The organism is Alteromonas sp. 76-1 (genome assembly GCF_900654235.1).
Lineage (GTDB): Bacteria > Pseudomonadota > Gammaproteobacteria > Enterobacterales > Alteromonadaceae > Alteromonas > Alteromonas naphthalenivorans.
In genome coordinates, this window is the sequence record NZ_LR136958.1 from 1,107,741 (window position 1) to 1,132,818 (window position 25,078).

Consider the following 25,078-nt stretch of genomic DNA (forward strand, 5'->3'; position numbering starts at 1 on the left):
TGAAAGTAACAGTCAATGCAATAGCTCAGAGGAACAGCGAGGTAACTAGCGTGCCGTCGTTCTTGCTAAAAACGTGTGATGTACATTTATAACCAACAACGAAAGAAAGGAAAAAAGCATGAAGGCGTACTAGAAGTATAAAAACATATAGCAACCCAAAAAGTTAAGCTGCTATATGTTTATATGTAGGCGATTCAAACACTATAATGATTCAAACACTATAATAAAGAGTGCTTATCGAAACTGACCATTATCTGTCAGTGTGCAAATTGTTAAATATGTGAAATCACGCGTGGAAGGTCTTCTTCGTCACGCAAAGTTAATACTTCCACACCGTCTTCGGTGACGAGTAAGGTATGCTCCCATTGTGCACTTAAACTTCTGTCTTTAGTCACAACGGTCCACTGATCAGGAAGAATTTTCGAATAACGCTTACCAGCATTCACCATAGGTTCAATGGTAAAGCACATGCCAGCTTCAAGCACATCACCTGTGCCAGGTTTACCGTAGTGCACAATTTGTGGCTCTTCGTGGAAACTCGCGCCAATACCATGACCACAGTACTCGCGAACGATTGAATAGTTATGCGCTTCTGCATGGGTTTGGCAGATATGACCAATATCGCCCAATGTCATACCCGGTTTTACTTCTTTAATCGCTTTATATAAGCATTCTTGTGTAACTCGGGTTAAACGCTCTGCCATAATCGTTGGCTTTCCAACGGTAAACATCTTAGAAGTATCACCGTGATAACCATCTTTAATAACAGTGACGTCGATATTAATAACGTCCCCATCTTTCAATTTTTTGTCCGAGGGGATGCCATGGCAGATACAATGGTTTACAGACGTACAAATTGATTTAGGGAAAGGCGGGTGACCATAGTTTAATGGCGCAGGAATAGCTTGCTGCTCATTAACGATATAATCATGACATATCGTATTTAACTCGTCTGTCGTTACACCCTTTTTTACATAGGGGCCAATCATAGTAAGTACATCGGCTGCTAATTTTCCAGCCACGCGCATTTTTTCGATTTCTTCAGAGGTCTTAATAATTGCTGACACAGCGTCTCTCTATTCGTTTATTTGGGCCGTTACGCTACCGCTTGTAAAATAGGGCAGAGGTTAACGCGCAGAATATATCTATATAGGTTTATTTTAGCCATTAGGATTGAATGTGTATAGGGGCAGTCTTAAAGAATGCAAGTAATGGCAAAACTGGCGGTAAAACTTGAGTGGGTACGCGTAATATGGTATAAAGCGCGCGCCCTGACGGAATGCCCTTAAAAGCGTTTGGTCAAAAGGGTAAATTAAATTTAATTAAAACACACATATACCAACACTGCGTATCGGGGTGTTCTACTTATTTACTTAGGTGGGATCGATACAATGGGTATATGGAGGCCTAACCCCGAGAGGAAATTAAAATGGCAAATGTTTCAATGCGTGACATGCTGAAAGCCGGTGTGCATTTCGGTCACCAAACTCGTTACTGGAACCCTAAGATGAAACCTTACATCTTTGGCGCACGTAACAAAGTTCATATCATCAACCTTGAAAAAACAGTTCCACTTTTCAACAACGCTCTTAACTACCTATCAAGCGTAGCATCTAAGAAAGGGAAAATCCTTTTCGTAGGTACTAAGCGCGCTGCTGGCGATGCGGTAAAAGATGCAGCTGTTAAATGTGACCAGTTTTACGTTAACAAGCGTTGGTTAGGTGGTATGTTGACTAACTGGAAAACAGTTCGTCAATCAATCAAGCGTTTGAAAGAACTTGAGCAGAAAAGCCAAGACGGTACTTTCGAAAAGCTGACCAAAAAAGAAGCCCTAATGCTTCAGCGTGAAATGGAAAAGCTTGAAAACAGCCTTGGCGGTATCAAAGATATGGGCGGCTTGCCAGACGCTATCTTTGTTGTCGATGCAGACCACGAGCACATTGCTATCACAGAAGCACGTAACCTGGGTATTCCAGTTGTTGGTGTTGTGGATACTAACTCTAACCCAGATGGTGTTGATTACATCATTCCTGGTAACGACGATGCAATCCGCGCAGTTCAACTTTACTTGGATGCCGCTGCTAACGCTGTGATTTCTGGTCGCGAAAGCAACCTTGAAGCACAAGCTGAGCAAGACGACTTCGTAGAAGCAGCAGAGTAATTCTGTTCGCTTTACTGTCATATCTAAAGCATATGATAGTGCAACAATACGAAACGTATTGAGAGGGGCGATAACGCCCCTTTTACCTAACCGAATTTATATTTATTGCTGAGGAATTGAAAAATGGCAGTGACTGCAGCACTAGTTAAAGAACTGCGCGAGCGTACAGGCGCAGGTATGCTGGATTGTAAAAAAGCCCTGGTTGAAACGGATGGTGACATTGAGCTAGCCATTGAAAACATGCGTAAATCAGGCCAAGCGAAAGCCGCTAAAAAAGCAGGCCGTATCGCAGCTGAAGGTGTAATCCTTACTAAAGTTCAAGACGGTCGCGCGACTATGCTTGAAATTAACTGTGAAACAGATTTCGTAGCACGTGACGAAGGTTTCCTTAAGTTTGGTAACGAGTTGCTAGAAATAGCAGCAGCGAACAACATCAACGATATCGACACGTTGAATGCGTCTGAACTTAACGGTGCTAAAGTAAGCGACGTTCGTGACACATTAGTGGCGAAAATCGGTGAAAACATCTCTCCTCGTCGCGTTATCAACGTTGAAGGCGATACACTAGGTGCATACGTGCACGGCGGTCGTATCGGCGTAATCTCAATTCTTACTGGTGGCAGCGAAGAGTTGGCTAAAGACATTGCAATGCACGTTGCAGCGGCTAGCCCTCAGTTCGTTAAGCCTGAAAATGTTCCAGCTGAAGTTGTTGAGAAAGAGAAAGAAATCCAAATCGGTATTGCAATGCAGTCTGGTAAGCCAGCTGACATCGCAGAGAAGATGGTTGCAGGCCGCATGAAGAAGTTTACTGGTGAAGTAAGCTTAACTGGTCAGCCTTTCGTTAAAGATCCTTCAATCAGCGTTGCTGAGTTGCTTAAAAACAACTCTGCTGATGTTGTTAACTTCGTACGTTTCGAAGTTGGTGAAGGTATCGAGAAGAAAACTGAAGACTTTGCAGCAGAAGTTGCAGCACAAATGGAAGCGGCCAAGAAATAATTGGGCGTTTATCTTTTGCATTGTGCTAATGTCAGATAAACTACAAGGCACCTCTTCGGAGGTGCTTTTTTATAGCTAGTACCCGCGAGTTACAGTTTTGCTAAGATAATTTAATTCGCAAAGCGGTAAAATCTTTAAACGTTTAAGAAAGCATTTTGTCCTATTCTTTTTACCTGCAAAAGCAGTGTGTAAACAATAGAAAAGCATAAGACAAAATGGGTTTACGAGGACATATCGAATAATGAGTATCACACCGAAATCAGCATATCGACGCATTCTGTTAAAGCTAAGTGGCGAAGCCCTTATGGGTGAAGAAGGCTTTGGCATCGATCCTAAAGTACTTGACCGTATGGCCCAAGAAATCAAAGAACTTGTTGAACTAGGTGTTCAAGTAGGTTTGGTTATTGGTGGCGGTAACTTGTTCCGCGGCGAAGGGCTAGCAAAAGCTGGCATGAACCGTGTTGTAGGCGACCACATGGGGATGCTTGCTACCGTAATGAACGGCTTAGCCATGCGTGATGCACTTCATCGTGCCTTTGTTAATGCGCGTATGATGTCAGCTATACCATTGAACGGCGTGTGCGATGCTTACAACTGGGCAGAAGCGATTAGCTTATTAAAATCTGGCCGCGTGGTTATCTTTTCTGCGGGCACAGGCAATCCTTTCTTCACGACCGATTCAGCCGCATGTCTTCGCGGAATTGAAATTGAAGCCGATGCCGTGCTAAAAGCCACAAAAGTTGATGGCGTTTATAGCGATGATCCGGTTAAGAATCCAGATGCTACTTTGTACGATCAACTTTCTTATCAAGAAGTACTTGAGAAAGAATTAAAAGTGATGGACCTGTCAGCGTTCACACTTGCTAGAGATCACAGCCTACCTATTCGTGTATTTAACATGAACGAAGCAGGTTGTTTGAAACGTGTTGTTATGGGTGAGCAAGTTGGCACCCTAATTTGTCACGCTGACAATAGTTAATTAAGAAAATAGGAAATATAACGTGATTGATGAAATTGAATTAGATGCGCAAGAGCGTATGGATAAAAGCATCAGTGCACTTAAAGGCCAGTTTAGCAAAATTCGCACAGGCCGTGCTCATCCAAGCTTATTAGATGGCATTATGGTACCTTACTACGGTACAGATACACCGCTAAAGCAAGTCGCTAACGTTATTGCGGAAGACAGCCGTACATTAGCACTGACGGTTTTTGATAAAAGTGCTATTCAAGCTGTTGAAAAAGCAATTATGCAGGCAGATTTGGGATTAAACCCAATGAGCGCTGGTGGTTCTATTCGAATTCCACTTCCTCCGCTTACCGAAGAGCGTCGTAAAGACCTTATTCGCGTAGTGCGTAATGAAGCAGAAAACGGTCGAGTTTCAATTCGAAATATTCGCCGCGATGCCAACAGCGACGTAAAAGAATTACTTAAAGAGAAAGAAATCAGCGAAGATGAAAGCCGCGCAGCGGAAGAAAATATTCAGTCTTTAACGAATGACTTCATTAAGAAAGTTGACGGCATGCTTGCTGTTAAAGAAAAAGAACTGATGGAAGTGTAACAAGTATTATGATTGGGAAGCGGTCAAACGCAGCCAAAACGACTGATACAGTAGGGCCAGCATCCGTTGCTGGCCCTAAACATGTTGCTATCATTATGGATGGCAATGGTCGTTGGGCGCAAAAGAAAGGGAAAATTCGTACCTTCGGGCACAAGGCAGGTGTTGAGTCTGTTCGAGCAGTGGTACGCTTTGCTCGTCAAACTGGCATTGAGTCTTTAACCTTGTTCGCTTTTTCAAGTGAAAACTGGAAGCGTCCCGAAGAAGAAGTCAGTGTATTGATGGAACTGTTCAATTTAGTATTAAACAGTGAAGCCAAACGACTCCATAAGAATGGCGTTCGCTTAAAAGTAATAGGCGATTTAAGTGCTTTTGATAGCAAGTTGGTTGGAAAAATCCGCAAAGCGGAAGACATGACTTCTGGCAATAACGATCTTGTCCTTAACATCGCAGCGAATTACGGTGGTAGATGGGACATTGTTAACGCTGCAAAAGAAGTGGCTGAAAAAGTAAAGCAAGGCGAAATGTCCCTTCAAGACATTGATGAGGCGGTTTTTAATCAACATACCTCTACGGCAAGCCTTCCAGAACTCGATCTTCTCATACGCACCGGTGGTGAACACCGAATCAGCAACTTTTTATTATGGCAGTGTGCGTACGCCGAATTGTATTTTACCGATGTGCTATGGCCAGACTTCAATGAAGATGTTTTTCAATTAGCCGTAGATGATTTTAATGTTCGCCAACGACGATTCGGTCTTACCGGTGAACAAATTGATACTGCCAGCAGCTAACTCTATGCAGGCAGGCATCAGGGCAGGCCTGAGCACAGGAGCCGAGAGCCAATTATGCTAAAACAAAGAATAATAACAGCGTTAATTCTCGCGCCTTTGGCGCTATTTTCCATACTGTTTCTGCCTATCTTCTGGTTTGAAATTGCAATCTCCGGTGTGGTTGCCATAGGCGCTTATGAATGGGCTAATATGTCCGGCATATGTGAGCGTCCTAAAAAAATACTCTTTATGGCAGCAGCATTCGCTATCTGCATTAGCTTATCCTTAATTGTTGATACCAGTGTTATTTGGTATCAAGGCCAACTTCACGATTTATATCACGGAATTTTAGGTATAGCAGTGGTGTGGTGGATAGTTTCTCTTTTCATGGTGCTGGCATACCCAAAATACACCAAGTTTTGGCGTGAAAGCCGCAGTGTACGTACCGTGTTCGGCTTACTTACCTTAATTCCAACTTGGGTGGCGGTTATTGCCCTTCGTACTAGTTTGCACGATGTAGACCCCTTTTATGGTGCATCACTTATTTTCTACGTTTTAGGTATCGTGTGGGCGGCAGATATAGGCGCTTTCTTCGTAGGCGTTAAATTTGGTCGCCATAAGTTACGTCCTAATGTTTCCCCTGGTAAAAGTTTAGAAGGTCTTATAGGCGGCATTGCAGCTTCATTTGCCATTATTGCTTTTGCTGCATTGCACTATCAAGTTGAGCCTTCACGCATTTGGTTGCACCTCATTATTGGCGGCATTACCGTGGCGGTTTCGGCATTAGGTGACCTTAACGAAAGTATGCTCAAACGCTGTGCGGGTATTAAAGATAGCGGGAAAATTCTGCCTGGACACGGCGGAGTGCTTGACAGAATAGATAGCTTAACTGCTGCATTTCCGGTCTTTGCGTTCTGCTATGTAACGTGGATGGCGTGATGCAAACCGTTACCGTTTTAGGGGCAACCGGCTCTATTGGTTGTAATACCCTGGATGTTATTAATCGCCATCCTGAAAAATACCGCACCTTTGCTATCACTGGTAATGGTCAGCTTGAATTACTTATGCAGCAAGCGCAGAAGTGCTCGCCTCGATTCGTGGTGGTTGCGGATGAAGCTAGGTACAAAGAGGCTTGCACGCTAGCGACAGAATACAATATCACCGCGGAAATACTCTGTGGCGCTAAAGCTTTAGAAGACGTGTCTTGTGCAGCCGAAGTCGATACTGTGATGGCGGCCATAGTGGGGGCGGCAGGTTTGCTACCTACATTAGCGGCTGTGAAAGCGGGTAAAAAAGTATTATTAGCAAATAAAGAAGCGCTAGTGATGTCTGGTGCATTATTTATTGATGCTGCAACACAAAGCGGCGCAGAAATTTTACCTATAGACAGTGAGCATAACGCTATCTTTCAATGTCTCCCTCAAGGTTATGAGTATGGCGAATTGGAGAAGGCGGGTATTAGCAAAATTTTGCTAACCGGCTCTGGTGGGCCTTTCAGAGAGCGTGAATTAGGCTCCTTTAATGCTATTACGATTGATGAAGCGAGCAGCCACCCTAATTGGTCTATGGGGCGTAAAATCACGATAGATTCGGCCACTATGATGAACAAAGGGCTTGAGTTTATTGAAGCCTGCTGGTTATTTGGCGCATCACCAGACGACATTCAAGTGGTGGTCCATCCTCAAAGTTTTATCCATTCAATGGTGCAGTATGTAGACGGTTCGGTAATAGCGCAGTTGGGCAATCCAGATATGCGTACCCCCATTGCTTATGGTCTTGCCTATCCTTCTCGTATTGATGCTGGGGTGAAGCCGTTAGATTTTTCTGATATGGCCAATTTCAGCTTTGAAACCCCTTGTTTTACGCGCTATCCAAATTTGAAGCTCGCTATAGATGCATGCCGAGAAGGGCAAGCAGCCACCACCCGATTAAATGCTGCAAATGAAATAGCGGTTGCCTCTTTTCTAGAGGGAAGAATAGGGTTTACGGATATTGCAGTAGTCAATGAAGAAACCCTAAACAAAATGGAACCAGTAACCGTTTCATCTATCCAACAAATCCTTGAACAGGATACTGCCGCCCGAGCGGTAGCAGACCAAGTCATTAGAGGTAAGTTCGCGTGTTAGGATTTTTATGGAGCTTGGGTGCATTTATTGTCGCGCTAGGTATTTTAGTGGCGGTACATGAATGGGGGCATTTTTATATAGCCCGACGTTGTGGTGTACAAGTAGAGCGTTTTTCTATTGGTTTTGGCAAGCCGCTTTGGCGTAGAACCAGTAAAGCAGGCACTGAGTATGTGATTGCTATGATCCCGCTCGGTGGCTACGTACGCATGCTTGATGGACGAATTGACGACGTCCCTCCAGAGCTAGAACATAAGGCGTTTAACCATAAGCCAGTGTTACAACGCATGGCTATTATTTTTGCTGGGCCCGGCGTTAACTTTATCTTTGCTGTGTTTGCATTGTGGTTAATGTATCTAGTGGGGCTTCAAACAGTAAAACCCGTTATTGGCAATATTGAACCTGAAAGCATTGCTGCTCAAGCAGGCATCGTACAAGGCGATGAAGTCATTAAGGTAGGCTCTCGCAGTACCCCAGATTGGGAAGCGGTAAACCTTGAAGTGGTTTCTTATATTGGTCAAGAATCAGCGCTAGTGACGGTATTAACCCAAGACAAAAAAGAAAAAGAAGTAACATTTACACTTGAGGGTTGGAACTTTGACCCTGATAGCGAGTCTCCTTTAAGCAGTCTAGGAATAACTCCATTTCGTCCTAATCCAACTTTGGAAGTGGGTTTTGTTGGAGAGGACAGTGCAGCACAAAAGGCTGGTTTGCAGCCAGGTGATAAATTACTCGCTTTAAATGGTGATGAATTAACCACATGGCAGGCATTAGTTGATGTGATTGTTGAAAGCCCTGGAGATTCGGTTGTATTGTCGATTGAAAGGGATGGACAACCCCAGCAACTGCGTGCAACGATAGCGCGCCGCGATACACCAGAAGGGCAAACTGGGTATTTAGGGGTCAGCCCAACGTTTGAAGCTTGGCCTGAAGGGTATGTGTTTACCCATCAATATGGCATAGTAGAGGCCGTTGGAAGAGCGCTAGATAAAACGTGGCGCTTAATGACACTCAGTGTTGAGATGATAGGCAAATTGGTTACCGGCGATGTTTCGGTGAAAAATTTAAGTGGGCCTATATCCATCGCTCAAGGAGCAGGAACCAGTGCCGGTTACGGCTTGGCTTACTTTTTGAGCTTTCTTGCCTTAATCAGTGTGAATTTAGGCATAATTAATTTACTACCCTTGCCCATGCTAGATGGTGGTCACCTGATGTTTTACATCGTGGAATGGCTTACCGGCAAGCCTGTGCCTGATGCGGTACAGGAGTGGGGTTACAGAATCGGTGGCGTGCTTCTGTTTATGATAATGGGTATCGCTATTATGAACGATATTGCTCGCATAGCCTGATGAAAGTCAGGAAACATAAAACAGCTAACATAAAACGCGGCCAGGAAAAGAAAAATAGATGAAGTTAAAACAGTTAGTAGCAGCCGGAGCCATTTTTTCCAGTGCTAGCTTTGCCAATGCTGCGGCGCAGAATAGTGAATTCGTTGTAGAAGATATTCGAGTAGAAGGTCTACAACGGGTAGCACTAGGTGCAGCCTTAACCTATTTGCCAGTTCAGGTTGGTGATGAGCTAAATACCTTCCGGGTAACCCAGCTTATCCGTTCTCTGTACTCATCAACGCATTTCGAGAACGTCGAAATTCTGCGTGACGGCAACACATTGGTAGTACGCGTAGCCGAACGCCCCACAATAAGTAACATTATTTTTGAGGGCAACGATGATATTAAAGATGAGCAACTCCAAGAAAGCTTAGACGGCAATGGCGTGCGCTTAGGCGAGCCTTTAGATAAGACCGTTCTAACGTCAATTGAAAATGGCTTGAAAGATTTCTTTTACAGCATTGGTAAATATAACGCTGACGTAACAGCGATTATTACGCCACTTCCTCGAAATCGTGTCGATTTGAAATTACTTTTCGAAGAAGGTGATGCGGCAAAAATTCAACAAATCAATATCGTTGGTAACGAGATTTTTACTGATGCAGAGTTGATGGACCAGTTTGAGCTGCAGTTCGATACACCATGGTGGGATTTCTTGTCAGAAACTCGCTATCAGCAACAAACGTTGCAAGGTGATATGGAATCATTACGTAACCACTATTTAGATCGTGGTTACCTACGCTTCAATGTAGATTCTACACAAGTATCCATGACCCCTGAAAAGTCGGGCATTTACGTGGCAATGAACGTAAGTGAAGGCGAGCAATATACTATTTCTGAAGTGGAGCTAGTCGGTGATGTGCTCGGGCATGAAGATTATATTCAGCGTGTACTTCCACTTACACCAGGTGAGCTTTATAACCAGGCTGAAGTGACTTACACAGAAGAATTTATTAGTAAGTATCTTGGTAGATTTGGTTATGCTTATCCAACAGTGACCACAGTACCAAACATCAACGATGAAGATAAAACCGTTAAGCTGACACTGTCAGTGGACCCAGGCAAACGTATCTACGTTAAACGTATTAAGTTCAACGGTAACGTGGTTACTGCTGATAACGTGTTACGTCAGAACGTAAGTCAGATGGAAGGCACCTGGTTATCAAATAACTTGCTTGAGTCTTCCAAGAACCAATTGTCTCGTTTGACGTATATGGAAGAGGTTGAATTTGAAACCATCCGAATTCCGGGTCAAGATGACCAAGTAGACGTCAACTTCAACGTTAAAGAGCAGCCCTCTGGTTCATTTAACGCAGGTATTGGTTATGGCGACCAAACTAAGTTAAGCCTTCAAGCGGGTATTCAGCAAGATAACTTCTTGGGTACCGGTAAGCGCGTGGGTTTAAACCTAAGTACGGTTTCTTATCAGCGTTCGGCGCAAATTACCTATAACGATCCTTACTTTACCATCGACGGTATAAGTTTAGGTGGTTCACTAGGGTATAGTGAATTTGATGGCTCAGACTTTAACGTTATTCAGTACAACTCTAAGCAGTGGTCTGTAGGTGCAAATATCGGTTATCCGATAAATGAATTTAACCGAATCAACTTCGGACTAACGTACAGCAACGTAGAGCTTTATAACCGTGGTTATTATGAGCAAACGGAACAGTTTTATAACCAGTTCCTTGACGGAGATGATCCCGATGCGCCCATTAAATATCATAGCTATCTTGCCAGCGTAAGTTGGAGCCGCAGTACATTAAACCGTGGTTTATTCCCTACGGCTGGCTCGTCACAGCGTGCCTCATTTAGTATTACTACACCTAATTCAGATGTGAACTACTTCAAAACCTTGTTTGATGGAAAGTGGTACTTCCCACTATCAAGAAACCAGCGTTGGTCAGTACTTGCAAGAATTAGAATGGGTTACGGTAACGGCTATGGTGATGTAGATGGTAACGAGCAAATATTACCGTTTACCGAAAACTTCACCGCAGGTGGTGCTGATTCACTTCGTGGATTTGAAAACAACACCGTAGGTCCGCGTGGTATCATTCGCTCACCAAGTGGCTCTTTAAGTGGCCCTGATGGCGAAGTTTACCCAACAGACCCTATTGATGATGTGATTACATTGTCAAGCCGCAGCCTCGGTGGTAATGCAATGGCACTAGGTGGTCTTGAGTTAATTGTTCCCACTCCTTTTGTGGAAGCTGATATGGATAACTCGGTACGAACTAGTCTATTTGTGGATGTGGGCAACGTGTGGGATACTGAGTTCGATTACGACGAATACAAAGACTTTAGTCAGTCTAGTACTCAGTATGGTTCGTTGATAGACTATTCTGATTGGTCACTGTATCGTAGTTCTGCTGGTATTTCGGTACAATGGATCTCACCAATGGGGCCGATGGTATTTAGCTTCTCAAGAGCTATTCAAGAACGTGATGGTGATGATGCTAAATTCTTCACCTTTAATATCGGTCAGACATTCTAAAATATTAAACGGGGCCATTGGCACCCAGATAAAAAGATGGATAAAAGGAGTTCCTTTTGAAACAGTTGGTTAAACATATTGTTGCAGGTGCAATGCTTGGTAGCGCACTAGTTAGTACTTCAGTAATGGCAGAGCAAAAAATTGCTGTTGTTGATGTTCAGGGCATTTTTCAAGCTATGCCTCAGGCTGCTGAAATTCAAAACGCCATTCAGGTGGAGTTTAAAGACCGCATTGAAGAAGTTAATCAGCTTCAACGTGATGGTCAGTTCTTCGCAGAACGTCTACAACGCGACGCAGCAACAATGAGTGCTCAAGAAAAGAAAGAACTTGAGCAAAAAATGTTGGCTGTACGTGAAGAGTTAGCAGAAAAAGCGCAACCGCTTAAGCAAAACATTCAGCGTCGTAGTAACGAAGAACAAAACAAATTATTCAGCCTTATCAAGCAAGCAATTGATTCAGTTGCCGCTAAACAAGGTTATGACATTGTACTTAACGCAACGGCAACGCCTTTCGTAAAAGAACAATACGACATGTCAGAGCAAGTATTAGAACAGGTTAGCAAAGTAAACTAAGGCAGAAATGCTTACAGTTTGTCGCTAATTTCATCAGACCAACGCCCGAAAGGGGTTGGTCTGATTTGTTTTTTGCGCCTAACAGCGTATGGTTGCCGCCGTTTTAGTAATTTACGGCGAGTTTGTGACCATGAAACAGTTTTTAGGTCATGCTTGCACTATAGGAGATAGTTTTTGACCACTTCACTCAATACCATAGAAATTCAGGAAATTCTGTCGTTACTTCCTCACAGATACCCGTTCCTGTTGGTTGATCGAGTAACAGACTACGTTCTGGGTGAATCAATTAAAGCATATAAAAATATCACTTTTAACGAGCCTTGCTTTACCGGGCACTTCCCAGGCCGCCCTATTTTTCCAGGCGTGCTTATACTAGAAGCCATGGCACAAGCCGCGGGCGTTCTTGGTTTTAAAACCATGGGCCAAAATGATAAATTGTATTTATATGCAGGAATTGACAATGCTCGGTTTAAACGTCCTGTTGTACCTGGAGACAAACTAGAATTTGATGTTGCCTTGGTAAAAGAAAGGCGGGGCATCTGGAAGTTTAAAGGCGTTGCAACTGTTGATGGCGAAAATGTATGTGTTGCAGAGTTTATGTGTGCAATGAGAGAGATGACCTAACGTGATCCATCCTACTGCGGTAATTTCAGATAAAGCATCTATTGGCGAAAACGTCACTATTGGTCCATTCTGCGTGATTGATGACGATGTGACGATTGGCGATGGCTGTGTATTGAAGTCTCATGTGGTCGTTCGCGGCACCACCCGCATTGGCAAGAATAATACCTTCTATCAATTTTCATCAATTGGTGAAGATTGCCAAGATAAAAAATATGCTGGTGAACCCACAAATTTAATTATTGGTGATGACAACGAATTTCGTGAAGGCGTGACTGTGCATCGTGGCACCATTCAAGATAACAGTGAAACCATTATTGGTTCGCGTTGTTTATTTATGGTGAATTCACACATTGCCCACGATTGTGTGTTGGGTAATGATATTATTTTAGCCAATAACGTTGCCGTTGCCGGGCATGTTCACATTGATGATTTCGTTATTGTGGGCGGTGCGGTTGGTATACACCAATTTTGTAAAGTGGGTGCACATGCGTTCTTAGGCGCTGGCGGTATTATTCTTCGCGATACACCTCCTTTTGTGATGGTCAGCGGTACAAAAAACATTCCTCAGGGCATCAACTCTGAAGGTTTACGTCGTCGCGGTTTCGATAAAGATGAAATAATGGCGATTAAACGTGCCTATAAAGTTATTTACCGTGAAGGTAATACGGTGGCCGAAGCGGTAGAGATTCTTTCTTCGCAAGAAGCAGATTCTAGCGGTGTTGCACTTATGACTGCGTTTTTAAAGAACGCAGAGCGCGGTATCATTAGATAACATGAGCCCGCTATCATGAGTAAACCTTTGCGTATCGCGATGGTGGCAGGCGAGCCGTCAGGCGATGTACTCGCTGCTGGTATGGTCGCCGAATTAAAACGCCTATACCCTGATGCTATTATTGAGGGAATAGGCGGGCCTAATATGCAAGCTCAAGGTTTTCATAGCTTATTTGATATGGAAACCTTATCTGTAATGGGGTTAGTTGAAGTACTGTCTCATCTACCCGCTATTTTAAAAGTCAAAAAAGCGCTGCTCGCGCATTTCTCTGATAACCCGCCTGATATTTTTGTTGGCGTAGATGCCCCAGATTTTAACCTGCGGGTAGAAAAAGAACTTAAATCCAAAGGTATTAAAACCATTCACTACGTTAGCCCAACTATTTGGGCGTGGCGTGAAAAGCGGGTGCATAAAATTGCCAAGGCAGCAGGCCGCGTGTTGGGTTTATTTCCTTTCGAGCAGCAGGTTTATGATAAATACGATGTGCCCTATACCTTTGTTGGCCACACCATGGCCGATAGCATTGCTTTAACGCCTGACCAACAAGCTTCTCGCAAAACACTTAATTTACCTATCGATAAAGCGGTATTAGCTGTGCTGCCTGGTTCTCGTCGTGGCGAGGTCGATACGCTTCTCCCTATTTTTATCGAAACCATGGAAAAGATTGCGGCGCAAAGACCAGATATTGAGTTTGTCATTCCCGCTGCGAATGCGCATCGGCTTGAGCAAATTAATGGTATGTTGAAAGAGGCTAATAATGCCAGTGAAAGGCTGCCTATTCACGTTACTGAGGGTACGTCTCGCGACGCTATGATTGCCAGTAATGTTATATTGCTCGCATCTGGCACCGCTACGTTGGAAGCCATGTTGTGCAAACGCCCCATGGTAGTGGCGTATAAATTGTCGCCAATAACCTATAAAATAATGCAGCGTTTGTATAAAGCGCCTTTTTTCGCTTTACCCAATTTATTGGCTAATGAAGCGTTAGTGCCAGAACTGCTTCAAGAAGACGTTAACCCAGATACATTAAGCCAGCATGCCCTTACTTATTTCGACAGTGATAACACTGACTTAATTTCCCGTTTCACCGACCTCCACCATACGCTAAAATGCAATGCTGATAAAACAGCAGCACAAGCTGTAGTGGAGGAATTGTTTGCATAAGTTAATAGCCGGCGTAGATGAAGTTGGTAGAGGCCCTCTTGTTGGGGATGTGGTAACCGCCGCCGTTATACTCGACCCAGCCAACCCCATAGTAGGGTTAACCGACTCTAAAAAGCTCAGTGAAAAAAAGCGCATTGCGTTAGCCGCTGAAATAAAAGCGAAAGCGCTTTATTGGCACATCGGGCGCGCCACACCAGAAGAAATCGACACCCTGAATATTCTCCATGCTACCATGTTAGCCATGAAGCGCGCTGTCGAAGGCTTAGCGGTAACGCCAGACTTTGTTCGTGTTGATGGCAACCGTTTGCCTGATTGGCCTTATGCTGCAGAAGCTGTGGTCAAAGGCGATAGCTTACACGCTGAAATTTCTGCCGCTTCCATCATCGCCAAAGTAGAACGTGATAACGATATGCTGGCACTTGATGAATTACATCCTGAGTATGGTTTTGCTGGCCATAAGGGTTATCCTACAAAAGCGCATTTTGAAGCACTCGCCACCCATGGCGTGATTGATGGTTATCGCAAAAGCTTTAAACCAGTTAAGGCACTACTACAAGAGATTCAATAATTATGTCCTCGCCTTTTATTCATTTACGCGTACACAGCGATTATTCCATGATGGATGGGCTTAATAAGGTTAAGCCCATACTTGGCAAAGTGTCTGAGTACAACATGCCTGCTGTGGCAATTACCGACCAAATGAATATGTGTGGTTTGGTAAAGTTTTATTCCGGCGCGCATGGGCTTGGCATTAAGCCTATTATTGGTACCGATTTTTGGGTGACTAATGAAGCTTTTGGCGATGAGCCTTTCCGTCTTACCTTGCTTGCGATGAATAATGAGGGCTATAAGAACATTACGGTTCTTATTTCTAAGGCCTATTTGCGAGGTCATGTTGCGCATAGAGCGGTTATAGACCAAGACTGGCTTATTGAACATGCAGAAGGCGTTATCATCCTCTCTGGTGCCCAGTTAGGAGATGTTGGTGTTGCACTAACTAAAAATAACACCGGTTTGCTGGCAGAATCGCTAGCCTTTTATCAAACCCATTTCCCAGACCGTTTTTATCTTGAGCTAATTCGTACCGGCCGCCCTGGCGAAGAAGACTATTTACATCGCGCGGTGGAATGTGCTGAACGGGAAGGTCTGCCTGTGGTGGCCACCAATGAAGTGTGTTTCATTGATAGAGAAGGGTACGACGCCCACGAAATACGGGTATGTATTCACGATGGCTACACCCTAGATGATACACGCAGGCCTAAGCGATACAGCGACCAGCAGTATCTTCGTACCAGCGAAGAAATGGTGGAGCTATTCAGTGATATTCCTGAAGCGATAGAAAATACGGTTGAAATCGCTAAGCGATGCAACGTTACAGTACGATTAGACGAATACTTTCTGCCCCAGTTTCCTACGGGCGGCATGACCACTGAAGATTTCTTAGTAAAAGTGTCAGAAGAAGGGCTTGAGCGCCGTTTAGCGTTCTTGTTTCCTGATGAACAAGAACGTGCAGAAAAACGGCCCGAATACGACGACAGACTCCGTATCGAGTTGGAAGTAATCAACCAAATGGGTTTCCCTGGTTACTTCCTTATCGTCATGGAGTTCATTCAGTGGAGTAAAGATAACAACATTCCAGTAGGACCAGGTCGTGGTTCTGGTGCGGGCTCGCTAGTGGCTTACGCATTAGATATTACCGACCTAGACCCGCTTGAGTTCGACCTGCTCTTCGAACGATTCCTTAACCCTGAACGGGTATCAATGCCGGATTTCGATGTCGATTTCTGTATGGATAGACGAGATGAAGTTATCGACCATGTGGCCGAGCTTTATGGTCGTCAGGCGGTATCGCAGATTATTACTTTTGGTACGATGGCGGCTAAAGCCGTGGTTCGGGATGTGGGGCGTGTATTAGGCCACCCCTACGGTTTTGTCGATCGTATCTCAAAGCTTATTCCACCAGACCCAGGCATGACCCTTGAAAAAGCGTTTGCCGCCGAGCCTCGTTTACCTGAAGTGTACGACCAAGACGAAGAGGTTAAAGACCTTATCGATATGGCGCGTATTTTAGAAGGGGTAACGCGAAATGCCGGTAAACATGCTGGTGGCGTGGTAATAGCGCCAACCACTATTACCGATTTCGCGCCGCTATACTGCGACGATGAGGGTAATAACCCCGTTACCCAGTTTGATAAAAACGATGTTGAAACTGCTGGGTTGGTTAAGTTCGATTTCCTTGGTTTGCGTACGCTAACTATTATTCAATGGGCCATTGATATGGTGAAGGAAGGGAAGGGTATCGATATTGATATTACCTCTATTCCTTTGGCGGATTCAAAAAGCTTTCGTACCCTGCTAAATGCGGAAACTACAGCGGTGTTCCAGTTGGAATCCCGAGGTATGAAAGAGCTAATCAAGCGTCTTAAACCGGATAGTTTTGAAGATATTATCGCATTGGTAGCCCTGTTTAGGCCGGGGCCATTGCAGTCGGGCATGGTAGATAACTTTATCGACCGTAAGCACGGTCGAGAAGCCATCTCGTATCCAGACGCTGAATATCAGCACGAATGCTTGCAAGAAATTCTAGAGCCCACCTACGGCATTATCTTGTATCAAGAACAAGTTATGCAAATAGCGCAGGAAATGGCGGGCTATTCCCTAGGTGGCGCCGACTTATTACGTCGAGCTATGGGTAAGAAAAAGCCTGAGGAAATGGCAAAGCAACGTGGCGCGTTCGCAGAAGGGTCGAAGAACAACAACATCGATCCAGACTTGGCGATGAAAATTTTCGACTTGGTAGAAAAATTCGCAGGTTACGGGTTTAACAAATCTCACTCTGCTGCGTATGCTTTGGTGTCTTATCAAACCTTATGGTTAAAAGCCCATTATCCTGCAGAATTCATGGCGGCGGTAATGTCGGCCGATATGGATAACACCGATAAAATCGTTACCTTGGTTGATGAATGCAGTCGAATGGGTCTTGAATTATTACCCCCTGACTTAAATGCGGGTAAGCATAAGTTCACCGTGGATGAGAAAGGTAGAATAGTTTACGGCATTGGTGCCATCAAAGGGGTAGGTGAAGGCCCGATTGAAGCCATTATAGAAGCCAGAGAGAACCAAGGTGCGTTTAAAGATCTATTCGATTTTTGCGCAAAGATTGATATTAAGCGTGTTAATAAACGGGTACTAGAAAAACTAGTACTCGCGGGTGCGCTAGATAATTTAGGGCCTCACAGGGCTGCGCTCATGGCCTCTTTACCCGATGCTATCGCGGCCGCGGGGCAACATGCTAAAGCAGAATCGTTTGGGCAGTCGGATATGTTCGGGTTGCTCACTACTGAGCCTGATGAAGTAGAGCAAGCTTTTGCCGATGTGCCGTTGTGGCCAGAAAAAGTATGGTTGGAAGGTGAAAAAGATACCTTAGGTTTATACCTTACAGGGCACCCTATTAATCAATACGCAGAAGAAATTAGGCATTACACCGATGGAAGGTTGGTTGACTTAAAGCCCACAGGCAAGGAGCAAATGGCTAATGCCGTTGGCCTAGTGCTTGGGGTTAGGGTAATGACCAATAAGCGGGGAAGGCGTTGGGCTATTGTCACACTTGATGATAAAAGTGCGCGAATAGACGCTCGTTTTTTCCCTGATACCTTCGAACAGTATGAATCTATGCTAGAAACTGACAAAATATTGCTTATAAAGGGACAGGTCAGCTTTGATGATTTCTCTGGGGGCAATACAATCACCGCCCGTGATGTAATGGACATTGTTCAGGCACGGGAGAAAAACGCGAGAGCATTAGCGTTAAATGTTGAAACCCAGTTGCTTGAACCGAAAAAGATTAATCAAATGCAATCTATCTTGCAGGCCTTTAAAGGCGGAAGTTGCCCGGTGCATTTATTAGTAACGCATCCTGATGCAGAAGCACTGATTACGTGCGGTGCACGGTGGTTTGTTACACCAGAGGATCAACTTTTGCACGATCTCAAACAATGTTTGGGAGAAAAAGCCGTTTCAATCCTCTACCATTAATGGGTAGAGTTCGATAGATTGACTATCTCGCGTTGGCATTGACAAGCGCAGTACGAATAGGACATACAATGAGTATACAGTTTTTGGACTTTGAACAGCCGATAGCCGAATTAGAAGCAAAAATTGAAGAGCTTAGGTTAGTAAATCAAGGCGGTGAATTCGATGTTGGTATTGAAGAAGATATTAACAAGCTGCGTGGTAAAAGCGCAGAGCTAACAAAAAAGATTTTTTCTGACTTAGGTGCGTGGCAAGTATCACAACTTGCTCGCCACCCTATGCGCCCTTATACGCTAGATTACATCCCGCGTATTTTTACCGACTTTGACGAGTTGGCAGGAGACAGAGCTTTCGCTGATGATAAAGCCATTCTTGGTGGCCCAGCTATGTTAGATGGGCAACCTGTAATGGTGATTGGGCATCAAAAAGGGCGTGACACCAATGAAAAAATTAAGCGTAACTTTGGTATGCCTAAACCTGAAGGTTATCGTAAAGCACTCCGTTTGATGAAAATGGCAGAGCGTTTCAATTTGCCAATTATTACTTTCATCGATACCCCAGGGGCTTACCCAGGTGTGGGTGCGGAAGAGCGTGGACAAAGTGAAGCCATTGCCAAAAACTTGTTTGAAATGGCAGAGCTTACGGTGCCAATCATTTGTACCGTTATCGGTGAAGGTGGTTCAGGTGGTGCGCTTGCGATTGGTGTTGGCGATCGTGTGAACATGCTGCAATACTCAACTTACTCGGTTATTTCGCCTGAAGGTTGTGCGTCGATTTTGTGGAAAAGTGCAGAAAAAGCACCATTAGCGGCAGAAGCAATGGGCGTAAGTGCAGGCCAGATTAAAGAGCTAGGCTTAATTAATAGTATTGTTGAAGAGCCGTTAGGCGGCGCTCACCGAGACCATACTAGTATGGCGGCGAACTTAAAAGCCGTGCTTAAACAGCAATTAAGTCAACTTAAAAGCTTAGATACCGCTGACTTGATGGAAGAGCGTTATCAACGCCTTATGTCTTTCGGCTACTGCTAGTTAAACGAAACGTTAGAAGAAACGAGTAGAATGAGTCTAGCAAGTGAGTGAGATTGTAAATCACATCTGCGAGTCTATCACCGCAGCACTTGCTAATACTCCATTTGAAGCGCCACCTCTTCTTGCTGTTGCTTACAGTGGAGGAGTGGACTCCTCTTTATTACTTCACGCCTTGCATGCCTTTCGAGAGCAAACTTCTACACCGGTGCACGCCGTTCATGTACATCATGGGTTGAGCGATAATGCCGATACGTGGTTACACCACTGCCAATCTGAGTGCGACAAATTATCGATTCCGCTTACGCATTACCACGTGGCCGTTGATAATGGCGCTCGTAAGAGCCTTGAAGCTGAAGCCAGAGATGCACGCTATAAAGTACTTCATGAGTTTTGCCATACCCACAATGGGGTACTCTTATTAGGACAACATGCTGAAGATCAGCTAGAAACTTTACTGTTACAGTTAAAGCGCGGTGCGGGGCCACAAGGGCTAGCAGGCATGGGCGCGCAACAATGGCGAAATGGAATACTTACCGTTCGTCCAATGCTAGCACTTCAAAAAACTGACATTGTTGATGCCGCAACTCAGCTTAATTTACAGTGGGTCAACGATGAGTCAAATGCAGATAATCGTTATGATCGTAACTTTCTTCGCAATCAGATTATTCCTGCGTTATCTGAGCGATGGCCTCAGCTGTCTAAAACTGCGCTACGGAGCGCGCAATTGTGTGCCGAGCAAACCGCTTTAGTAACAGAGCAGGCTGAAGTGCATCTTAGTCAATGCTTAAAGACAGATACTCAGTTAAAAGGCGCTACCTTGCTTACCTTGTCTCAAAACTGGCAGCGAGCTGTACTGCGACAGTGGTTTTCAAAGCAATCAGCGTTGTTACCTTCTCAAGCACAATTAGCGCAAATAGAAAATACGCTAACGGCGAAACAAGATGCTACGCCTGAAGTATCGTTTTCATGGGGGAAGGTAGCCAGGTTCAACAACGACCTTTATTGGTTACCAAAACGAAACACCCAAATACCCCAATCCCTTGATGTAAGAGATAGCGTCGACACCGAACTGTATTGGTTGAGAGAACCGCTAACACTTCGGGTGACAAATAAGCTGTCTGGCGCAGTAACCATTAAAATGGGCGTGAAGGGACTTCGTGTAAAACCCAAAAGTGCGCAGGTATCAAAATTACTTAAAGAATGGTTCAAGCAATGGAAGGTGCCCACGTGGGAAAGAGCCGAAGTGCCCGTAATCTTTTTAGATGAAGCGGCGGTTGCGTTGGTAGTAAATCAAAAGGTGGTTACCTTGAACACCATGCCCGCGACATTATCTGTAGAGATAGTGAATGTAGACTAAAGTCTATGCATGTGAGTAATAAGGTGTCAGAGTCGGCAAATAATTGCCAGTAGGTAAAAGTAAAATGTATCTTCATGGCAGCCATGCCAAAACATACTCATTTACTTAAATATATTAATTATTCCTACTATACGTAAAAAGTATCCTCTTTACGCTGCTATAACCACTCTGGTATTTCATTGATTTTACCGAAGCACTGGCGCTAATTTCCGTTGGTATTGTTATCACCGCCCTCGCAACGTACTCGAATTACTACGCTATTATGAACTTGTGGCTTAAGCGGCCAAGTAGCTATTTTTGCCAGATTGCTTCACTTTGTATAGTGCCTCATCAGCGCGGTCAAAAAGCTTACCGGTATCGTCACCCTCACGGTAAATAGCGCCACCTAAGCTGCACGACACATTCATGCGTCTTAAGTAACGTGATTGGTTAATACTAAGTTGTATCCGCGATGCAGCACATTCCAACTGAAATTGTGTTTGGCAGTCTAAAAGGCAACAGAACTCGTCACCACCAAATCGAAATGCTTCATCTTCATCTCTTAGCACTTGTTGTAGTTGAGACGCTACATGGACCAAAACGTTATCACCTTCTCGGTGACCGTGGCTGTCATTTACCGATTTAAAATTATCTAAGTCGATGACTAGCAGTGAAAAACCTTCCTCGTGGCGTTGGGCCCACCCTAGCTGACGTACAAGCGCCTGATCGAAACCTGAGCGGTTCCCCAAGCCAGTTAGCACATCTTTTGTCGTCATTTGATGTAGGCGTAAGAAAGATTGAGCTTGAGCCACTTGTTTCGAAAATAGTTCATGAAGTTGCTCTAATGCGTTACGTTCAGAAAGGGAAAGCGGTACTGCGAAATAGTAATGCGCAGTGGCTTGTTTACCTTCCTGAGAGGTAACACCTGGCAAAGACATCGCCACAAGAGTTGATGATAGTTTGGCATTTCCGTATACCCAACGGGTGTCAATATCCGATAAGCTAAAACCGCCCAATGAGAAAAAACCATTCAATTGGCGAAAGTAAATCTCACCAAGTTTTTCCAATTCCAGCGTCGACAAAATCTCGCTGATAAAGGATGTTATTTCACCGGCAGTTAACGCCTGACCCGTGCTAGCAGGAGGATAAAAATTGTCATGTTGTGTGCTATCGTAGATAGTAGTAGAGAAATCCACGGAAATGCCCCTTAAGCAATACGGAAAATATACATAAGTGGAAAGTGCCAAAATTTGCCGCTTATGCTAATTTGTTAATAGGTATTAGCAAGCTTGATGCCAATTCCTGCAAACTTGCTTCGCGATTTAAGCGATTTAAAAGATGAGGGGGCACTAGGGCTGCAGTAATGCTTTGATGTTCAGGAGTATTTCAATTCAAATATGCGCTATTTTTTAATCAGCTTAGAACATTGAAGCCTCAAACAAACGGTAGGGAGATGTGAAGTGAGTGCCGGTTTTTTGAACATGATCGCGTTAATGTTTATTGCCGTTTGTAGCGTGGCGGTTTTTAAGCGTATCCATTTGCCACCAATTTTAGCGTATTTATTTGCAGGTATATTAGCGGGCCCTCAGCTTTTTGCGCTTTTTGCTCACCCTCAAGAAATGCATTTGCTGGCTGAAATCGGCATCGTATTTTTACTCTTCTCCCTCGGGCTGGAATTCTCCCTACCTAAACTAGTAGCCATGCGTTCATTAGTATTCGGTGTTGGTGTTGGTCAAATGCTGCTGACCACCGCTGTATTTACAAGTATCCCTTATCTCTTCGGGCTACCCATTAGTGCTTCTATTATTATAGGTGGTGCGCTGGCACTAAGTTCTACGGCAATCGTCATCAAGCAAGCTACTGAAATGGGTATTCTCAATAACAGAAGAACCCAGTTGGCTGTAAGTATTCTACTATTTCAAGATCTTGCTGTTGTTCCATTCCTTATTGCTATTCCCTTGCTTGCTCAAAGCGGTGAGGTGAGCATTGCGTTGGCCTTAGGCGGGGCTTTGCTAAAAGGTATATTCGTTATAGCGTTCTTAATGTCCGTAGGTAAGTGGGTGTTACCTTGGGTGTTTAGAGAAGTAGCCAAAACCCGCACCGATGAGCTTTTTGTTCTAACCACTATTTTAATTGCACTGTTGGCTGGCGGGCTTACCTATTACTTTGGGTTGTCTATGGCATTGGGCGCCTTTTTGGCGGGAATGATGTTGGGAGAAAGCCAGTACAAATACCAACTAGAAGCTGATATTCGCCCTTTTCGCGATATTTTAATGGGTCTTTTTTTCGTCACAGTAGGCATGCAGCTTGATATCAACGTGCTATGGAGTAATTTCTTTACCATTGTTCTGGGCGTAATTGGGCTGATGATTATCAAAGTTGTTATGGTAAGAGTGGCCGCTTCGTTTGTGAAAACTAATCCTCTGGATGCATGGTCGGCAGGTATTAAGCTATGTCAGATTGGCGAGTTTAGTTTTGTTATTGCTGCATTGGCTACCACTTACGGCGTGCTTACCACTGGACAATCTTCCCTTATTGTCAGCATGGGCGTATTAAGTATGGCGCTAACCCCTTGGTTAATGAACAACAGTTTGGTATTGGCAAAGCGTATTGTGGCTAATAAGAGCGAAGATAATGCGCACAATACATTAATGGTGGATAACGATTTAACCAATCACGTAGTAATCTGTGGCTTTGGTAGAGTGGGGCAGTCGGTAGCTCGCATGCTAAAAATGGAAGGTATTGCATTTATTGCTATTGATATGGACCCGGTTCGTGTGCATGAAAGTAGGAATGCCGGTGAGCCAGTGCTATTTGGCGATGCCAGTCAAAAAGATATTCTTAGTAGCGCCAATGTTGAAAAAGCAAAGCTTATCTTAGTCACCTTCGACCAACCTGATAAAGCAAAACAAGTTATTAGTGGCACACACCAACTAGTACAAAACGCAGATGTTATGGTGAGAACTAAGCGAGATTACCAATTAGAGAGTTTGTATTCTGCGGGCGCAAATCAAGTTGTACCTGAGTTGCAAGAAGGAAGTCTAATGCTGATTTCTCAAGTACTGCATTACGCCGGTGTGCCCATGTCTCGAATTTTAAAGCGTGTTCGCGCGGAACGAAAAGGGCGATACGATCACTTGCATGGGTTCTACCCAGGGGAAACGACTGAAATAAGCTATGGCACTGAGGATAAACTTGAATTTATTCATGCCGTGGTGCTGTCAGAGCATGCAGCATGTATGGGTAAAAAAATTAAAGATATCGACTTTGCCAGAATGCGGGTGCGTGTACGTGGATTAAGAAGAAATGGTACTGAAGTAAAAGATCCCGATCATGAAGCTGTGCTACAACCCCATGATGTGCTGGTTATTGCCGGCAAACCTCGGCGCGTAGAACGCGCTGAGAGAAAATTACTGGAAGGCAGCTAGCCGACAGCAGGACCGTTCTGATAAAGATTCAAAGTAAGTACACGCTTTTAAAAAAGGCACTTAGGAAAAGCGTTTTACAAAACGCCTATGCAACTTTGTCTTTTTCCAAGTCGGCAAACTGTTTTTTCAGGTCGTATTTTTCATCGGTCACAATTTTTTCAAGCACAGAAACACGTTCTTTGAGTGATGCGATTTCGGCTTCATAAGCTTTCGATGCCTTGTCAGATACTTTATTCGACTTTTTTGTTTTTACTGAGTCTGTGATACTCACAATAGCCCAAGCGATAATGGCAACAATAAAAATAGCGGTCAGATTCATGGTACTTTCCCTTTAGTTTGTTTTAAATTGTTCTACTCAGTGTAGGTGAAAAATAATGTTCATTCCTACAAACCTAGCTTACAAAGCGACTACGCTAAACACACTTTTTTCGTTACTATAGCGCTTATAAATACGCTTGTTGGGAAAAAAGTGTAAATAAATACGTAGCTGTACATTAAGGCTTTTTACCTACTTCATATAGATTAAGCCGTGGACAGGTTTGTATTTACGCTAGCACTGTGTAATTTGTGAGTATATCTATAGCAAAGATAGCAAGATGGCTGCCATTGTTGTAATTAGTATATAAAT

At 44.1% G+C, this 25,078-nt stretch carries 21 protein-coding genes; 18 read left to right on the top strand and 3 right to left on the bottom strand.

What is annotated here, in order from left to right:
* Positions 1-272: 272 nt before the first annotated feature.
* Entirely contained in the window at positions 273-1,067 is a 795-nt protein-coding gene (gene map / locus ALT761_RS04635) for a type I methionyl aminopeptidase (RefSeq protein ID WP_129736939.1), read from the bottom strand.
* A 362-nt stretch (positions 1,068-1,429) separates the two neighbouring features.
* Here map and rpsB point away from each other — a divergent pair, with 362 nt between their 5' ends.
* The 17 genes from rpsB (at position 1,430) to tilS (ending at position 21,043) form a co-directional block, all read left to right on the top strand.
* Complete coding sequence (rpsB, locus tag ALT761_RS04640; RefSeq protein WP_013785189.1) at positions 1,430-2,161, top strand: 30S ribosomal protein S2; 732 nt, start codon at positions 1,430-1,432, stop codon at positions 2,159-2,161.
* Between the two features lie 123 nt (positions 2,162-2,284).
* On the top strand, positions 2,285-3,157 hold the full coding sequence (gene tsf / locus ALT761_RS04645) for a translation elongation factor Ts (protein WP_013785188.1): 873 nt from the start codon (positions 2,285-2,287) through the stop codon (positions 3,155-3,157).
* 241 nt (positions 3,158-3,398) lie between these two features.
* Positions 3,399-4,136 (top strand): UMP kinase, encoded by a 738-nt coding sequence (pyrH, locus tag ALT761_RS04650; RefSeq protein WP_013785187.1) that lies wholly within the window; start codon positions 3,399-3,401, stop codon positions 4,134-4,136.
* A gap of 22 nt (positions 4,137-4,158) precedes the next feature.
* Entirely contained in the window at positions 4,159-4,716 is a 558-nt protein-coding gene (gene frr / locus ALT761_RS04655; protein WP_013785186.1) for a ribosome recycling factor, read from the top strand.
* 8 nt (positions 4,717-4,724) lie between these two features.
* The gene (uppS, locus tag ALT761_RS04660) at positions 4,725-5,507 is read left to right on the top strand and encodes a polyprenyl diphosphate synthase (RefSeq protein ID WP_129736941.1); all 783 of its coding nucleotides are present in this window, start codon (positions 4,725-4,727) and stop codon (positions 5,505-5,507) included.
* Positions 5,508-5,561: 54 nt separating this feature from the next.
* Positions 5,562-6,425: a phosphatidate cytidylyltransferase gene (locus ALT761_RS04665; RefSeq protein ID WP_129736943.1), complete on the top strand. Its 864-nt coding sequence runs from the start codon at positions 5,562-5,564 to the stop codon at positions 6,423-6,425.
* Positions 6,425-7,612: a 1-deoxy-D-xylulose-5-phosphate reductoisomerase gene (gene ispC, locus ALT761_RS04670; protein WP_129736945.1), complete on the top strand. Its 1,188-nt coding sequence runs from the start codon at positions 6,425-6,427 to the stop codon at positions 7,610-7,612. Before ALT761_RS04665 ends, ispC begins: the two co-directional genes overlap by 1 nt.
* On the top strand, positions 7,606-8,958 hold the full coding sequence (gene rseP / locus ALT761_RS04675; protein WP_129736947.1) for a sigma E protease regulator RseP: 1,353 nt from the start codon (positions 7,606-7,608) through the stop codon (positions 8,956-8,958). Before ispC ends, rseP begins: the two co-directional genes overlap by 7 nt.
* 58 nt (positions 8,959-9,016) lie before the next feature.
* A complete protein-coding gene (bamA, locus tag ALT761_RS04680; RefSeq protein WP_129736949.1) occupies positions 9,017-11,494 on the top strand; it encodes an outer membrane protein assembly factor BamA in 2,478 nt (825 codons plus the stop codon).
* A gap of 56 nt (positions 11,495-11,550) precedes the next feature.
* Positions 11,551-12,066, top strand: a complete 516-nt coding sequence (locus ALT761_RS04685; RefSeq protein ID WP_013785180.1) for an OmpH family outer membrane protein — start codon at positions 11,551-11,553, stop codon at positions 12,064-12,066.
* Between the two features lie 174 nt (positions 12,067-12,240).
* A complete protein-coding gene (gene fabZ / locus ALT761_RS04690; RefSeq protein ID WP_013785179.1) occupies positions 12,241-12,690 on the top strand; it encodes a 3-hydroxyacyl-ACP dehydratase FabZ in 450 nt (149 codons plus the stop codon).
* Between the two features lies 1 nt (position 12,691).
* A complete protein-coding gene (gene lpxA, locus ALT761_RS04695) occupies positions 12,692-13,462 on the top strand; it encodes an acyl-ACP--UDP-N-acetylglucosamine O-acyltransferase (protein ID WP_129736951.1) in 771 nt (256 codons plus the stop codon).
* Between the two features lie 15 nt (positions 13,463-13,477).
* Positions 13,478-14,626: a lipid-A-disaccharide synthase gene (lpxB, locus tag ALT761_RS04700; protein WP_129736953.1), complete on the top strand. Its 1,149-nt coding sequence runs from the start codon at positions 13,478-13,480 to the stop codon at positions 14,624-14,626.
* Positions 14,619-15,194 (top strand): ribonuclease HII, encoded by a 576-nt coding sequence (rnhB, locus tag ALT761_RS04705; protein ID WP_129736955.1) that lies wholly within the window; start codon positions 14,619-14,621, stop codon positions 15,192-15,194. The genes lpxB and rnhB overlap by 8 nt, the downstream gene beginning before the upstream one ends.
* A 2-nt stretch (positions 15,195-15,196) precedes the next feature.
* Positions 15,197-18,661 (top strand): DNA polymerase III subunit alpha, encoded by a 3,465-nt coding sequence (dnaE, locus tag ALT761_RS04710; RefSeq protein ID WP_129736957.1) that lies wholly within the window; start codon positions 15,197-15,199, stop codon positions 18,659-18,661.
* 68 nt (positions 18,662-18,729) lie between these two features.
* The gene (gene accA / locus ALT761_RS04715) at positions 18,730-19,686 is read left to right on the top strand and encodes an acetyl-CoA carboxylase carboxyl transferase subunit alpha (RefSeq protein WP_013785174.1); all 957 of its coding nucleotides are present in this window, start codon (positions 18,730-18,732) and stop codon (positions 19,684-19,686) included.
* A 43-nt stretch (positions 19,687-19,729) separates the two neighbouring features.
* Positions 19,730-21,043, top strand: a complete 1,314-nt coding sequence (tilS, locus tag ALT761_RS04720; RefSeq protein ID WP_129736959.1) for a tRNA lysidine(34) synthetase TilS — start codon at positions 19,730-19,732, stop codon at positions 21,041-21,043.
* A gap of 275 nt (positions 21,044-21,318) precedes the next feature.
* Here the strand turns inward: tilS and ALT761_RS04725 are convergent, their stop codons facing one another.
* Positions 21,319-22,218 carry a GGDEF domain-containing protein gene (locus tag ALT761_RS04725; RefSeq protein ID WP_129736961.1) on the bottom strand — a complete coding sequence of 300 codons (900 nt, stop codon included), beginning with the start codon at positions 22,216-22,218 and terminating at the stop codon, positions 21,319-21,321.
* Positions 22,219-22,482: 264 nt separating this feature from the next.
* On the opposite strand from ALT761_RS04725, the gene ALT761_RS04730 reads away from it, so the two are divergent.
* The gene (locus ALT761_RS04730; RefSeq protein ID WP_129736963.1) at positions 22,483-24,450 is read left to right on the top strand and encodes a monovalent cation:proton antiporter family protein; all 1,968 of its coding nucleotides are present in this window, start codon (positions 22,483-22,485) and stop codon (positions 24,448-24,450) included.
* An 85-nt stretch (positions 24,451-24,535) separates the two neighbouring features.
* Here the strand turns inward: ALT761_RS04730 and ALT761_RS04735 are convergent, their stop codons facing one another.
* A complete protein-coding gene (locus ALT761_RS04735) occupies positions 24,536-24,769 on the bottom strand; it encodes a hypothetical protein (RefSeq protein WP_129736965.1) in 234 nt (77 codons plus the stop codon).
* Between the last annotated feature and the right edge of the window lie 309 nt (positions 24,770-25,078).

Bases quoted from the DNA above. Each gene is read 5' to 3' on its own strand.
- rpsB (WP_013785189.1), top strand. From the start codon at position 1,430: ATGGCAAATGTTTCAATGCGTGACATGCTGAAAGCCGGTGTGCATTTC.
- tsf (WP_013785188.1), top strand. From the start codon at position 2,285: ATGGCAGTGACTGCAGCACTAGTTAAAGAACTGCGCGAGCGTACAGGC.
- pyrH (WP_013785187.1), top strand. From the start codon at position 3,399: ATGAGTATCACACCGAAATCAGCATATCGACGCATTCTGTTAAAGCTA.
- uppS (WP_129736941.1), top strand. From the start codon at position 4,725: ATGATTGGGAAGCGGTCAAACGCAGCCAAAACGACTGATACAGTAGGG.
- ALT761_RS04665 (WP_129736943.1), top strand. From the start codon at position 5,562: ATGCTAAAACAAAGAATAATAACAGCGTTAATTCTCGCGCCTTTGGCG.
- ispC (WP_129736945.1), top strand. From the start codon at position 6,425: ATGCAAACCGTTACCGTTTTAGGGGCAACCGGCTCTATTGGTTGTAAT.
- bamA (WP_129736949.1), top strand. From the start codon at position 9,017: ATGAAGTTAAAACAGTTAGTAGCAGCCGGAGCCATTTTTTCCAGTGCT.
- lpxB (WP_129736953.1), top strand. From the start codon at position 13,478: ATGAGTAAACCTTTGCGTATCGCGATGGTGGCAGGCGAGCCGTCAGGC.
- dnaE (WP_129736957.1), top strand. From the start codon at position 15,197: ATGTCCTCGCCTTTTATTCATTTACGCGTACACAGCGATTATTCCATG.
- accA (WP_013785174.1), top strand. From the start codon at position 18,730: ATGAGTATACAGTTTTTGGACTTTGAACAGCCGATAGCCGAATTAGAA.
- ALT761_RS04735 (WP_129736965.1), bottom strand. From the start codon at position 24,769: ATGAATCTGACCGCTATTTTTATTGTTGCCATTATCGCTTGGGCTATT.